At 31.6% G+C, this 14714-nt stretch carries 12 protein-coding genes; 5 read left to right on the forward strand and 7 right to left on the reverse strand.

Annotation, left to right across the window (positions count from 1 at the left end):
- Positions 1-46 precede the first annotated feature (46 nt).
- Positions 47-1276, forward strand: coding sequence for a DNA (cytosine-5-)-methyltransferase (gene dcm / locus BW936_RS02110; RefSeq protein ID WP_076546667.1), 1230 nt, complete (start codon positions 47-49; stop codon positions 1274-1276).
- Positions 1277-1426: 150 nt separating this feature from the next.
- Entirely contained in the window at positions 1427-1801 is a 375-nt protein-coding gene (locus tag BW936_RS02115) for a hypothetical protein (protein WP_076546668.1), read from the forward strand.
- Positions 1802-1849: 48 nt separating this feature from the next.
- Here the strand turns inward: BW936_RS02115 and BW936_RS02120 are convergent, their stop codons facing one another.
- Together BW936_RS02120 and rpiB are read right to left on the reverse strand one after the other, a co-directional pair.
- Positions 1850-2293, reverse strand: coding sequence for a GNAT family N-acetyltransferase (locus BW936_RS02120; protein WP_076546669.1), 444 nt, complete (start codon positions 2291-2293; stop codon positions 1850-1852).
- A 109-nt stretch (positions 2294-2402) separates the two neighbouring features.
- On the reverse strand, positions 2403-2834 hold the full coding sequence (gene rpiB / locus BW936_RS02125) for a ribose 5-phosphate isomerase B (protein ID WP_076546670.1): 432 nt from the start codon (positions 2832-2834) through the stop codon (positions 2403-2405).
- Between the two features lie 646 nt (positions 2835-3480).
- On the opposite strand from rpiB, the gene rnr reads away from it, so the two are divergent.
- The 3 genes from rnr (at position 3481) to BW936_RS02140 (ending at position 7253) form a co-directional block, all read left to right on the forward strand.
- Positions 3481-5673 carry a ribonuclease R gene (gene rnr / locus BW936_RS02130; protein WP_076546671.1) on the forward strand — a complete coding sequence of 731 codons (2193 nt, stop codon included), beginning with the start codon at positions 3481-3483 and terminating at the stop codon, positions 5671-5673.
- Positions 5674-5855: 182 nt separating this feature from the next.
- Positions 5856-6533 carry a head GIN domain-containing protein gene (locus BW936_RS02135; RefSeq protein WP_076546672.1) on the forward strand — a complete coding sequence of 226 codons (678 nt, stop codon included), beginning with the start codon at positions 5856-5858 and terminating at the stop codon, positions 6531-6533.
- A gap of 6 nt (positions 6534-6539) precedes the next feature.
- Positions 6540-7253 (forward strand): LysE family translocator, encoded by a 714-nt coding sequence (locus BW936_RS02140; protein ID WP_076546673.1) that lies wholly within the window; start codon positions 6540-6542, stop codon positions 7251-7253.
- Positions 7254-7264: 11 nt separating this feature from the next.
- Here the strand turns inward: BW936_RS02140 and BW936_RS02145 are convergent, their stop codons facing one another.
- The 5 genes from BW936_RS02145 to BW936_RS02165 form a co-directional block, all read right to left on the reverse strand.
- On the reverse strand, positions 7265-7771 hold the full coding sequence (locus tag BW936_RS02145; protein ID WP_076546674.1) for an OmpH/Skp family outer membrane protein: 507 nt from the start codon (positions 7769-7771) through the stop codon (positions 7265-7267).
- A 238-nt stretch (positions 7772-8009) separates the two neighbouring features.
- Positions 8010-8846 (reverse strand): class I SAM-dependent methyltransferase, encoded by an 837-nt coding sequence (locus BW936_RS02150; RefSeq protein ID WP_076546675.1) that lies wholly within the window; start codon positions 8844-8846, stop codon positions 8010-8012.
- Positions 8847-8908: 62 nt separating this feature from the next.
- Entirely contained in the window at positions 8909-10777 is a 1869-nt protein-coding gene (gene mnmG, locus BW936_RS02155) for a tRNA uridine-5-carboxymethylaminomethyl(34) synthesis enzyme MnmG (RefSeq protein ID WP_076546676.1), read from the reverse strand.
- A gap of 5 nt (positions 10778-10782) precedes the next feature.
- Positions 10783-11202 (reverse strand): rRNA maturation RNase YbeY, encoded by a 420-nt coding sequence (ybeY, locus tag BW936_RS02160; protein WP_076546677.1) that lies wholly within the window; start codon positions 11200-11202, stop codon positions 10783-10785.
- Positions 11195-14656, reverse strand: a complete 3462-nt coding sequence (locus BW936_RS02165; protein WP_076546678.1) for a DUF4175 family protein — start codon at positions 14654-14656, stop codon at positions 11195-11197. Before BW936_RS02165 ends, ybeY begins: the two co-directional genes overlap by 8 nt.
- Positions 14657-14714: the final 58 nt, after the last annotated feature.

Consider the following 14714-nt stretch of genomic DNA (forward strand, 5'->3'; position numbering starts at 1 on the left):
ATTTCTAATAGTATTAGCCTTGTGAAATTATGTAATTTTATCGCAAATGAAAAAATTAAAAGTCATAGAACTTTTTGCTGGTGTCGGTGGATTTCGCTTAGGGTTAGAGGATACCGAGAACTACAAGGTAGTTTGGAGCAATCAATTTGAACCTAGTACAAAAACACAACATGCTTCAACGGTCTATGAGGCAAGATTTGGTTCCGAAAATCACAGAAATCAAGATATTTCTGAAGTACCTACCAAAGATATACCAGATGCCGATATTTTAGTGGGCGGTTTTCCTTGCCAAGATTATTCTGTTGCGGCTACACTAAACAATTCTAAAGGGCTTATTGGTAAAAAAGGAGTTTTATGGTGGAGTATCCATAGAATTTTATCGGAAAAGAAAAATCCGCCTAAATACTTATTTCTTGAAAATGTAGATCGATTATTAAAATCTCCATCTAACCAAAGAGGTAGAGATTTTGCTATTATGCTTAAAAGTTTAGATGACTTAGATTATGCCGTAGAGTGGAGGGTTATTAACGCTGCAGATTATGGAATGCCACAAAGACGTAGACGTATTTTCTTTCTAGGCTATCATAAATCTACACCCTTGTATAAACAATTTAAAAAAATTAAAGTTGAAGATTGGATTTTTAATAAAGGTACTATAGCAACGGCTTTCCCAATAACAAGCACTTCTATAAAAATGATTTCTTTTGGTATTACCGAAGACCTTGTATCACTATCCAAAAATTTTAATTTAGATAAAAAATTATCTCCATTTCAAAATACAGGAGTATTTATTAAGGGAAAAGTACATACCGTAAAAACTACTGCAAGCTATATTGGTAAAAGAACTGTCTTGGCAGATGTTTTACAGAAAGGACAAATTCCAGCAGAATTTTATATTCCTGAAGAAGAGCATGATAAATGGTATTATCTAAAAGGTGCCAAAAAAGAAACCCGAACTTCTAAATCTGGTTTTACCTACCACTATAATGAAGGTAGCATGATTTTTCCCGATGCGCTGGATAACGCTTCAAGAACAATTATAACAGGAGAAGGTGGTAAAAGTGCATCACGTTTTAAACATGTTATCAACACTGAAAAAGGATTACGAAGATTAACTCCCGTAGAATTGGAACGTTTAAATATGTTTCCGGATGATCATACCTTACTGGAAGGAATTTCTAATACCAAAAGAGCCTTTTTTATGGGAAATGCTTTGGTGGTAGGAGTAATTAAAAAAATAGGTGAAGTGCTCTCAGATAATATAAAGACCACTTAATACAACTTTCTCTTTTATAGTAGTATAGCATATATTTCCCTGTCATTTCATTTTAAAAAAATAGTTTTTCTAATTCCATATTTAACTCAACTTATTGTTAATCAACGTTTAAAATTAGGAATTGTCCTTTTTTTTGTTATTTTACTAGGTATGGTAAAAGTAGAAAAGTCAGAAAACGTAGAATTTTTAGAAAAGTCAATTCAGCATTTAGAAGCTACCGGTTTCGAGAATATCAAAGCTGATATTGAAGGTTATGAAACTCCAAAATCATACGCAAGAAAAGGAAAAGAAGATAACGTTACACCAGACATTGTTGCCATAAAAAATGGCAGAAAATACTATTTTGATATAAGCTTAAAATCTACAAAAACCAGGTTACTTAAATCTAAATGGTTGTTTTTGGATACTTTAAGTAGAATGAATTCCAATAGATTTAGAATTATAACTACCAAAGGGCATTATAAGTTTACAGATAACATGTTAGAGGATATTAACCTAAGTAACAAAACGCCTATCAAAATTTAAAAAGATAAATAAAACATATAAAAAAAGACTGCCTATGACGGTCTTTTTTTATTTTCTGATCATGGCTATATGTGGTATACCATCTTCCAAATACTCATTGCCAATAGCCTTAAAACCTAAAGCTGTATAAAACTTGATTAGGTATTTTTGAGCTGAAATTTTTATTTCATTTTCATTAAAATGTTCTTCTACAGCCTTAATAGAAGCTTGCATGATAATTTTTCCGTAACCAAATTTTCTATACGCTTCATGCACCGCTACTCTACCTATACTGGCTTGGTCAAAATAATAGCCTGGTTTAAATATACGCGTGTAAGCTACTACAGTATTATTTTTATATCCTATGACATGAATAGCTTTATCATCTTTACCATCTAAATCTTGATAAACGCAATCTTGTTCCACTACAAAAATTTGGCTTCGTAACTGCAACACATTATACAGTTCGTCAATATTAAATTCCTTGAAACTTTTTACCTTAATATCTAACATGAAATTGTTCAATTAACTAGTTATGTTCATATCTATCATACAATAACTAATTGATTAATATATGGTTATAATAACTATTTTAGGTTATCAACATTATTGTAATAACTAACTATTGAAGCGGAATCTTTATAATTCTACGTTCATGCCTACCACCATCAAAAGAAGTGTTTAAAAAGGTAGATACCATTTCAAGTGCTTGGGGCATTGCAATATACCTAGCGGGTAGGCATAATATATTTGCATCGTTATGTTCTCTTGCTAATTTGGTGATTTCTTTGGACCAACAAAGGGCAGCTCTCACATTTTGCTGTTTATTAGCGGTCATAGAAGCCCCATTACCACTACCACAGATTAAAATACCAAAATCTGCCGTACCATTTTCAATATCTAGGGCCACTGGGTGTGCAAAATCTGGATAATCAACACTATCAGTGCCATCAGTACCATAATTAATTACTTCAACTTGTTTAGATTTCAGTAAACCTATAATAGCCAACTTATAGTCTGTACCAGCGTGGTCGTTACCAATAGCTATTTTCATATGTGTAGTATTTAAAGGTTAAGAATTCATGCTTTTATTCCGTGGGGACGGAACAAAAACATGATAAAGGTACGATAATCAGACACTCACAACAAAAAAGTAAGGCTTCACAACAATTGTTATCAACTAACTAATAATAATTGTTAATTAGTATGTTATAAGCAAGATTACTCAATGCATAAATTGTTTAGAAAAAGATGCTTAAAAATTTGGTTATTACAGTTAACATCTGCTTACACTTTTAATCTTCTGAACACGAATTTAAATGTTAGAAACTATTAGAGGATTTTCATCAAATTAATACTCCTAGTTAACATTAAAATTACATTTAGTTATTAATAAATTCATGTTAATAGCACTTATAAACTATGTTTAATAACTTCTCAAAATACTGATTTTCAATTATAGATTAGTAAAACTTATTGTCAACAAGTATTAGTATCTCATAAAGACAAGTAAAATAGAAATAAGTTATTCTAGATATTAACAAGCTATAATAACCATTAATTTTTAATTTAATTTAAAAGAAAAAAAGTCTAATATGATATATATGTTAATAACAACTAGTTTACTTAACTTTTCAATAAGAAGTTGAATAACAGCTACTGGATTATAATTCGTAATTTTCCAATAAATTAAAAGTTGAATGTCAAAGAAGAATAAGAAGGCGAAGAACCATAGAAAGATCGAAATTACAAGAGGAATCTTTACTGTTCTTGAAAAAGAGCCAAATAAAAGTTTCAATTATAAGCAGATTGCTGCTAAATTAAATATAACCGATGCTCAAGATAGAAATACCCTTATTAAAAGGTTAACGGAGCTCAAAGAGAAAAAAAGAATTCAAGAAGTTGATAGGGGTCAGTACAAAGTACTAGAAAATACGAAATCTTATCATGAAGGTACTGTAGACCTTACAGGCAAAGGAAATGCATATATTATTATTGATGGTATGGAGGATGATATTTTTATTCCTGCCAATAATATAAATAAGGCTTTTCATAAAGATAAAGTAGAAGTTTATATTTATCCAAGAAAAAAAAGTAAAAAGCTTGAAGGTGAAATAGTTAAAGTACTAGAAAGATATAAAACAACTTTTGTAGGTATTGTTGATATGCAAAAGACTTTTGCATTTGTAAGACCGTCAGATTTTAGAATGTATACGGATATTTTTGTTTCAAAAGATAAATTAAACGAAGCAAAAGATGGAGAAAAGGTGTTAGTTGAAATTACAGATTGGCCAGATGATGTAGATTCTCCCTTTGGTAGAGTAACTGAAGTTTTAGGCATACCTGGGGAACATGATACAGAGATTCATTCTATTTTAGCGGAGTATGGTTTACCCTATTCTTTTCCTGCAGATGTTCAAAATTTTGCTGATGAAATTGATACCAGTATTAAAGAGGAAGAAATTAAAAAACGTAGAGACTTACGTAATGTACTTACCTTTACTATTGATCCAAAAGATGCCAAAGATTTTGATGATGCCCTATCTTTTCAAAAACTAGAAAATGGTAATTATGAAATAGGTATTCATATTGCAGATGTATCACACTACTTACAAAAAGATACGATTTTAGATGATGAAGCTTATGAAAGAGCAACATCTGTGTACTTGGTAGATAGAGTGGTACCTATGTTACCAGAGGTACTTTCTAATAATGCTTGTTCCTTAAGACCTAATGAAGAAAAATATACGTTTTCTGCCATTTTTGAACTGGATACAAATGCGATAATAAGAAATCAATGGTTTGGAAGGACTGTAATAGATTCTAATGAACGTTTTGCATATGAAGAGGCTCAATATATCATTGAGAACGGTACTGGTGACATACCAGAGGATATATCTATTAGAGAGGCTGCTTATACGGTTTCTAAGGATGTTGTGGAGGCTACGCTAGAAATGGATAGGCTTGCTAAAATTATGCGCTCTAAACGTATGGATCAAGGTGCGCTTTCTTTTGATAAAGTTGAAGTACGTTTCAATCTTGATGAGAATAGTGAGCCGATCGGAGTTTATTTCAAAGAATCTAAAGATGCCAATAAACTGATTGAAGAGTTTATGCTTTTGGCAAATAGAAAAGTTGCCGAATTTATAGGTAAACAAAAACCAAAAAAGACTTTTGTTTATAGAATTCACGATGATCCAGATCCAGATAAGTTAATGGCTTTGAACGGGATCGTTTCTAAATTCGGTCATAAATTAGATTTTAAGGATAAGAAATCTATAAGTTCTTCTTTAAATCAATTATTGCAAGATATAAAAGGTAAAAAAGAACAGAATATGGTAGATACGCTTACCATACGTAGTATGAGCAAAGCTATTTATACTATAGATAATATTGGTCATTATGGATTAGCTTTTGATTATTATACCCATTTTACTTCGCCAATTAGAAGATATCCAGATATCATGGTTCATAGGTTATTACAGCACTATTTGGATGGTGGTAATTCTGCTAATGCTGAAGAATTTGAAAAGAAATGTAAACATTCTTCAGATATGGAATATTTAGCGTCTAGTGCTGAAAGAGATTCTATAAAGTATATGCAGATTAAATTTATGCAAGATCATAAAGATGAAGAATTCCGTGGAGTTATTAGTGGTGTTACTGAATGGGGAATTTATGTTGAAATCATTGCTAATAAATGTGAAGGTATGATCCGTATTAGAGACATCAAAGGAGATTATTATATCTTTGACGAGAAGCAATATGCTATTGTTGGTGAACGTACCAAGAAAAAATATACCTTAGGTGACGAGATAACGGTAATGGTTAAAAGTACCGATTTGATCAAAAGGCATTTAGACTTTGCCTTAATTCCAGATAGCAACAAATAATTTGGAATAGAATTTGCTCTGCTATGGCTGAATTAAATAAACATTTTAATTTTAAAGTATTTATACGATAGTTCATAGTTTAGTAAACCAATGCAGGTGTAAAAATGTTATTTATGTTATAAATGTAATAACTATTGGTACTGTATTTGGTTTATTTGGTTATTAAAATTACACAGAAAAGAATGAAACAAGTTTTAGTTTTAATGTTTCTCTTAGGATGTCTTTGGGTAACTGCGCAAGATATTAAGGTAACCCAGAACTTAGATTCTTTTAAGGAGTTAAAGGTTTTTGATGGTTTGTCTATAAATCTTATTAAATCTACAGAAAATAAAGTTATCATTACTGGTGAAAATACTGGGAAGGTAGCTATTGTTAATAACGAAGGTGTTTTAAAAATAAGAATGCAAATAGGTAAAATATTTAGTGGCTATAAAACCTTTGTAGACTTATATTATGCTGGTGATATTGTTGTAATTGATGTTAATGAAGATGCTAGAATTGTTACAGAGGAAGTTATTCAACAAGATATCTTAGAATTAAAAGCACAAGAAGGTGGTGAATTGATTGTGAGTGCAGTGGTAGAGCAAATGTTGATAAAGTCTGTTTCTGGAGGTATAATTAAAACCGCTGGATCCTCTAATGTTCAAGATGTTCAGATTAATACAGGTGGTGTTTATGAAGGCAAAAATTTTGAAACCAATTTTTCTACTATTAACGTAAATGCTGGATCTAGAGCTGAAATCTTTGCTAAAGATTATGTGAAGGCTACAGTTAAAGCAGGTGGTGAAGTGTTGGTATATGGTAATCCAGATAAGGTAGAAGAGAAAACAGTATTTGGTGGTACTATTAAAAGAATGTAAGTATACATGTTAGAAGATATTCAAACGGCAATTCCCTTAGGTTTTTTCCTAAGTTTTATGGTTGGGCCAGTGTTTTTTGTCTTATTACAAACTAGTGCTGTTAAGGGGTTTAGAGCTGCAGTTACCTTTGATATAGGCGTATTATTAGCGGATATTCTTTTTATACTGGTTGCATATTTTAGTAGTTTTCAATTATTAGAAAATTTAAGTAATCAGCCGGGTCTCTATGTATTTGGTGGTGTTATACTTTTGATTTATGGTTTGGTGACTTTTTTCAGAGTTGACAAAAAAAAGATTCCTGTAGATTCTAAAAAGATTAAAAAATCGGATTATTTTGGTCTTTTTGTAAAGGGATTTTTACTCAATTTTATAAATATAGGTGTATTAGTTTTTTGGTTGGGAATTATTATAATAGTAGGTCCTACGCTTGATAATCAACCCAATCGTTTCTTTACGTTTTTTGCAACTGTACTACTCTCTTATTTCGTTACAGATATTTTTAAAATTCTTTTAGCGAAACAATTAAAGCGTAAGTTAACGGCAAAAAGAATTATTTATATAAAAAAAGTTATTGGAATTATATTGGTAATCTGTGGTATAGTTTTAATAATTAAAGGATTTCTGCCTAAAGATAAATTTAATATTGAACATGAATTAGAACGGTTTGAAACTAATGCTATAGAAAAAAAAAAGCCGGTCATTGACCGGCTTTTTACTTAGCAATGTTGAATTTATTTCTTGTACTTATCATTAAGTATTTTTACGATTTCATCAGTAAGGTCATTAGCATCTTTTCCGTAAAGTACGCTACCACCGTCACCGCCACCTAGAATATATGAGTATCCGTTAGTTACACCGTAAGCTTTAATTTCTTCTTTTACTTTAGAAACAATGCTATCCATTTCTGTTTGGCCTTCCATTTGTAATTGTTGGTCTTGTTGTTGAAGTTGTTGACCAATCATTTGTCCTCTTTGTTGCATTGCTGCATATTCTTCTTGAGCTTTTGATTGAGACATTTTTTGTGCTTTAGCTTGAAAAGCTTGTGCCTCTGATTGAAAAGCTTGTGAAATACTGTCTCTTGTTTTAGCCAATGCATCAGCTTTAACTTTAAACTTTGATTCAACATCAATTTTCTGTTGAAATTCATCCATCAATTTAACGTTATCTACGTATCCAATTTTTTCTTGTTGACAAGATGCAAGTAAGGTAATAGCAATAATTAAAATTAGGTTTTTCATTTTTTCATTTTTATGTGATGCAAAAGTAATAAAGCTTTTAGAATGAAAATATTTTAATATTTAGATAAAACACCATTAATTAGTAGAAATAGTAAAATGTTATGGTAATTAATTATATGATTGTTTTTACCTATTAATAAAGATTATTTTAAAGGATTTTTAAGGCTGTTTTAATTTATTGATGATATAATACTCAAGATTAATATATAAGAGTCTTAAATCGCTTTAAAACGTATATTTACTTATTTTTAAGTACATATATAAGGGAAGAATACTCTCCTGATGATTTTGCTCTCCAATTTGAGATAAAACCTCTATAAAAAGCTTTTAGGTAATTTGATGTTTCATTTTTATATTTTTCAGATAATAGGGAAACATAGTAAGAATCAAAAAACATAGGAATAGTTTCTGTAACGGTTAATTGTTCTTTAGCGAAAACTTCTTTAATTGCTTTTTGTGAAAAATGCCATAAATGTCTTGGTGTATCATACGCTGCCCAATATTGTTTATAATATTGAGCATCGTAAGATTTGTAGTTAGGTACGGCAATAATTAAGGTACCATTTTTTTTAAGAAGCGATTTTATTTTTGAAATTTGTTCTTCTAAATTCGGTAAATGTTCAAGTACATGCCATAGGGTAATTACTTCAAATTTTTGTTCATCTAATTCGGTTAGGCTTTTAAAAGTAGTTATATTTTTTGCGATAGCTTTTCTTCTAGCGTATTCGTTCACCTCTACTCCTATGGTTTTCCAATTTTTATTTTTAGCGTTGTATAGAAATTCACCTGTACCACATCCAATATCTAATAGACCTTTCCCTTGATTTGCATGTTTGTTTATGAGGTGTACTTTTTTATTTAGAGTATATTTTTTAACGAATTGATATATTTTTTCAAGTAAGGTATTGCCATTATCTGAATGAGAAATATAATTATTAGGATCGTAGTATTTGTCTAAATCTAAAGGGATAGGTTTTGTAACTAACATATCCGTTTTAGAATCATATTCTAATTCAAAGGTTTCATGAGTTACTAGATAATCCTTAGTTACTAAATGAGAAATTTTGTTTGGCATTTTTGAGTAGTAATGTTATTTAAGAAAAAAAATTTCTATTGTTCCACGTGGAACAATTTACCCTACCTTCCAAGATAAACTAAAAGTACGCTGATATCACTTGGTGTAACTCCGCTAATTCTTGATGCTTGAGAAATGGTAACGGGTTGAATCTTTGTCATTTTTTCTCTTGCCTCATAAGAAAGTGATTTCAGTTTAGAATAATCAAAATTTTCTGGAATCTTTACCGCTTCCAATCTATGAAGTTTATCAGCATTTAATTTTTCTTTCGCTATATAACCAGAGTATTTTATCTTTACTTCTGCTTGTTCTAAGATTTCAGGGTCAAAATTATTTTCTTTTACAAAAGTAGAAACATCATCTAATTGTAGCATATGATCCATAGTAACATTAGGTCTTGAAAAAGCTTTGTACATTTTATCTGATTGTTTTACTAGAGAAGAATTAATGCTTTCAAAAATTGGATTAATATCTTTTGGTAATACACTAGTTTCTCTAAAGAAATTAACAAGTGCTTCAGATTGTTCTAGTTTTTCTTCCATTCTTTTCATTCTAGCGTCGGTGGCAAAACCTATGGAATGACTTAAAGGAGTTAATCTTAAATCTGCATTATCTTGTCTTAGCAAGGTTCTATATTCTGCACGTGATGTAAACATTCTATAAGGTTCTTCAGTTCCTTTTGTAATTAGGTCATCTATTAATACACCAATATAGGCTTCGTCCCTTTTTAAAATTAATGGGTTTTCTTCATTTAATTTTAGGTGTGCATTAATACCAGCCATTAAACCTTGGGATGCTGCTTCTTCATATCCCGTGGTTCCATTTATCTGTCCTGCAAAATATAAATTTTCAACTAGCTTGGTTTCTAAAGTATGTTTCAATTGTGTTGGTGGAAAGTAATCATACTCTATAGCATAACCTGGTCTAAAGAATTTTACTTTTTCAAAACCTACTACGGAGCGTAGTGCTTTAAATTGAACATCCTCTGGTAAGGAGGTAGAAAATCCGTTTACATAAACTTCTACAGTTTCCCATCCTTCTGGTTCAATAAACATTTGGTGACTGTCTTTATCTGCAAACCTGTTTATTTTATCTTCAATAGACGGGCAGTATCTTGGTCCTAAACTTTTAATTCTACCGTTGAACATGGGTGATCTTTCAAAACCTTCACGCAACAAATCATGAACTTGTGCACTCGTATGGGTCATGTAACAATTACGTTGATGTGCTAAGGGTTTTGTATTGGTGTATGAAAATTTCTCGGGGATGGCATCACCAGGTTGTACTATCATTTTTGAATAATCTAATGATCTGCCGTCTACTCTTGGTGGAGTTCCGGTTTTCATTCTACCGCTTTCAAATCCTAATTCAACAAGTTGTTCGGTAATTCCTGTGGCAGCTTTTTCTCCTGCCCTACCTCCACCAAATTGTTTTTCTCCAATGTGTATCAATCCATTTAAGAAAGTGCCGTTGGTCAAAACAACAGCTTTAGATTTTATAGCTATACCTAAAGAGGTTTTTACACCAACAATTTTATGGTTTTCTATAAGTAAACCTGAGACCATTTCTTGGTAAAAATCTACATTGGGAGTGCGTTCTAACATTAATCGCCACTCTTCTGCAAAGCGCATTCTATCGTTTTGGGTTCTTGGACTCCACATTGCAGGACCTTTAGATTTATTCAACATCTTAAATTGAATAGCAGATTTGTCAGAAACAATTCCGCTGTATCCACCAAGGGCATCTATTTCTCTAACAATTTGTCCTTTTGCAATACCACCCATTGCTGGGTTGCATGACATTTGACCAATGTTTTGCAAATTCATGGTTACCAAAAGGGTTTTTGAACCCAAGTTTGCAGCTGCTGCTGCCGCTTCTGCACCGGCGTGTCCTCCGCCAACTACAATTACATCATATTCTTCTCCAAACATATCTTCTATTGTTCCACGTGGAACAGCTGTATTTTTTCTTCTTCTTTAGCGCGCATTTCGGCAGTAGCTGTATCCGATTTATCCGAATAGCCCATTAAGTGTAAAACACCATGAACCATTACACGCTTTAATTCATTTTCAAAAGAGACATTAAAATCTTCTGCGTTTTCTTTTACACGATCTATAGAAATGTATAAATCTCCAGATACATTTTTACCAGATACATAATCAAAGGTTATAATGTCCGTTAAATAATCATGTTGTAAATAATCTTGATTTATTTTAAGCAAGTATTGATCATCGCAGAAAATGTAGTTTAATTCTTGAACTGAAAAACCTTCGGTTTTGCAAGAATTTATAATCCATGAATCAAAATGTGTTTCTTCTACTATCTTAAAATCTGTTAGGTAGTTGTAATTAATCATTTGCTTTAAAGTACTCTTTAACCTTTGTTTGAAAATTTTGCCGCAAAGGTAAGCTTTGCCTATTTAAAATTTCTACTTCATTATGATAATTCTCTAATAATGAGGGTTTAGTAGTAATAGGATTTGTGAAGTCTTTGGTATTTCTATTACTTTCTCGCTCAGATTTCTCTCCTTGCTTTAATGCAGCGTCTTCTAGCTTCAATAATTCGTACTGTATTGTGTTGGCTTTGTTGATGGTACGTTGGGTTATTCCGTTTTCCAATAAATCATTCTCAAAATCCTCCATCTGTCTAATTAGTTTTTTACCCAATTGTTGATCTCCGCTATTGATCATGTTTTCTAGTTGCTTTTCTAGCTCATGGCGAATTTTTTGTTGGCTTTGGTAGATTTCATAAATTTCTTTTAGTTCTGTTTCGCTCATTTGTCTATCTCCCTGTGAGCCATTTTCATTGGATCCACTTTTTCCATTTCCATTTCCGTTTTCTCCTCCTTCACCACTATCGCCGTTTTTGCCATTTTTTCCGTTCTTTCCACTCTGACCATTTTCTCCTTCGCTACCGTTTTCTCCAGATTTTCCATTAGAACCTTGCTTTCCATTTTCGCTTTGTTTTCCACCTTCACCACTTTTTCCTTCTTCACCAGATTTGCCTTGTTGTCCCATTTTCTCACCAAGTTTTTGTTGCCCTTTAATGATATCCGGTAATTGAAAACCACCTTCACTTTGTCCGGATCCTTCTCCCATTTGCATACTCTCATTCATATTGTCCATAACCTTGGCAAGAAAATCTGCAAGGCTGTTTGCAGCGGTCAAAACATATTTTTGATGAGAAATTCCTTGAAACATTTGTCCGTCCGCCATTGTTTCTAAAGATTTATCTATATTATAATACACCTCAGTAATCTGTTCGTTCACAAATTCTGAGAGTTCTGCTTGCCTTAGTGATAGTGCAAAGAGACTATCATCAACATGTTCAAATAATCCTTTTAGTTCGTTTTGGTCGCGCACCGTTTCAGAATATTGACTAGCATCTTGGTCTTCTCTTGAGCTTAGCCTATCGTATAATGTTTCTTGTTTAAAGGAGAAGATGATAAGATTATCTAAAATTTGTCTTAGCATTTCTGCATCCTCGGCAACAGAAGAACCACCCCCACCACCAGCTGAAGATTTACCAAGTTGCTCACTCATTTCTTTCATTTTATCAGCTGCTGATTTTTGCTTCTTATTGGCATCAGAACTAGTTGGTTTATTTTGCTCTTGAGAGCCATGTTTTTGAAGTTGTTGTAGTGCTTCTTTTTGATCTTCTTTTATCCCCTGTTTTTTGTTTTCTTCAATGTTTAAATCAATTGGTTTTTTAAGCTTTTCATTGTCCATTTTTAGAGCATCTATCTCTTTAGAAAGTTCATTGAATTTTTTATTTAATTCTCCTTGCTTTTCCGCGGTATTTTCTTCATTAGTTTGTTTAGAAAGTTCTTCTTGTTGCTTAGCTAATTCTTCTAAATCTCTTGCAAGTTGAGATGCTTTTTCTGTAACATAATACCGTTTGGTTAATTCTAATAACTGCTCTAAATTACGTTGGCTGTTTTGCTGCTTTTTCCCCAATTCTTCAAGTTTTTTAGTAAGCTCTTCTTTTTTAATTTTATCAGCTACTTTGTTAAGTTCTTCAAGGAGTTGTTGGTTTTTTTGCGCTTGTTCTTCTTGCCGCTTTAGACGCTCTTGTAACAATTGGTTTAATTTGTCATCTTTATTTTCTTTACTTAGATTTTCTTTAAGTTCTTTACTGAACTTTTGCATGAGTTGTTCTTGCTGTTTTTGCTTTTTTAGATAATCTTTTATTTGATATTTGTCATTAAAATTTAGACGGTTTTTTTCTTTCTGACTCTTATTTATTTCTTCTAAAGATTGCTTTTGTTCTTTTGCTTTTTCTAAAGATTTATCTAAGTCTTTTATTAGAGATTGTTGCGATTCTAAATCCTTATTTTTAAGTTGATTGTTATCTAGTAATACTTGTTGGTATATTTGACTTTTTACAGTCTTACCATTATGTACGGCATCGTTGTCTGTTACCCCAAAATAGAAGCCATAATTTTTACCTTCTTCCAGTTCTAAGCCAGACGGAAAAGTGTAATAAAACTGTTGGTAACTAGAGGTAGGTTTTACAAGTGAGACTTTTGTTTTGGCGTTTTCGTTCTCTACTTCAAAATATACAATATCAATTTTTGTAAGTCCATAATCATCTGTGGCGCTACCGGTGTAATAAGAAACATTTGGATGTAGGCTATCAAGAACTTGGTTTACTTTTATAGTAGGATATGCGTCTTTTATGACCTTGAAATCATAAGTCAACTTTTCATAATCTTCAACATTTTTATTTGTAGTCGTTAATTGATAATTGAAATCTTTATAAATCCGCTTTTCTAATGTAAAGTTGTTATTTTCTTTAAGAAAAGACAAAATGGTATCCTCACTTATAATATTTATCTTATCTGTATGTTCTCCTTTTATGTTCCAAGTAACTTTAGTTCCTTCTGGTATTACGGCATTCCCTGTACTTTTTATGGTTTCATTACTTTTTTTTAAGTAGCTAGGGTAGGTTAGATTCATGGTAAAATCTATTATTGAAGGGGTTACTAAGGCTACTAAGGTGTATTCCCTTGATTTTACTTCGTTTGCAGAGAATTTAAAACGTGTGGTTTTAATTGGTGGTACAAATGTATATTCATACAATCCACTATTTTCTTGCAATAAAATTGGTTTACCATCTATCTCAATGTAGACATTTTCTGGTTTTATGTTACCTGTAGTGGCTACTTGTATGGTAAATGGTTGATCTTGTAAGGTGTTTAAATGGTTTGACAATATTTTAAATTGGAAAGGTGCCGGTTTTTCATAGGCCAATTTATAATTAACGACACGTTCATAGCTTCCAAAAAAGGTATTCCAATTTCCAGAAATATATAATCCTCCAATTATTAATAACGGTATGATCGCATACTTTATATTTTTGAAGGCATCTTTTAAATTTATGGCATTTAAAAAGGGAATGGGATCTAACTGTTTTGATCGCTGATGAATACTTGCCAGTAAAAGTTCAGATTTTTCGGTATCATTAGCTAAGTCCAATAAGTTAATGAGCTTATCTCCTACTTCAGGAAAATGTTTGCCAATCATGTGGGCAGCATCTTTTTTTCCTATGCCTTTTTTTAGTTGTAGTAAATAGAATATGGGAGTTAAAATATATCTAAAAAGCAGAAAGAGCTCTACCAAGATAAAAATACTAAAAAGGACCATTCTTCCTGTGGTGTCCATCCAAAGGAAAAATTCTACACTTAGTATTACTAAGAAAAACAATAATCCGAAGGCAAAAAATAATAATATACCTTTTAGTAGAACTTGAGAATAGTGTTTTTGAATAAATTGATTTAACCGCTGTAATATGTGTTGATAGTCTTGCAATTTTTCTTTTTTATACCAAGATAACGGTTAAAAAGACGGGTTGGTAGGAATTATCTGT

Source organism: Maribacter ulvicola (assembly GCF_900155985.1).
Classification (GTDB): Bacteria; Bacteroidota; Bacteroidia; order Flavobacteriales; family Flavobacteriaceae; genus Maribacter; species Maribacter ulvicola.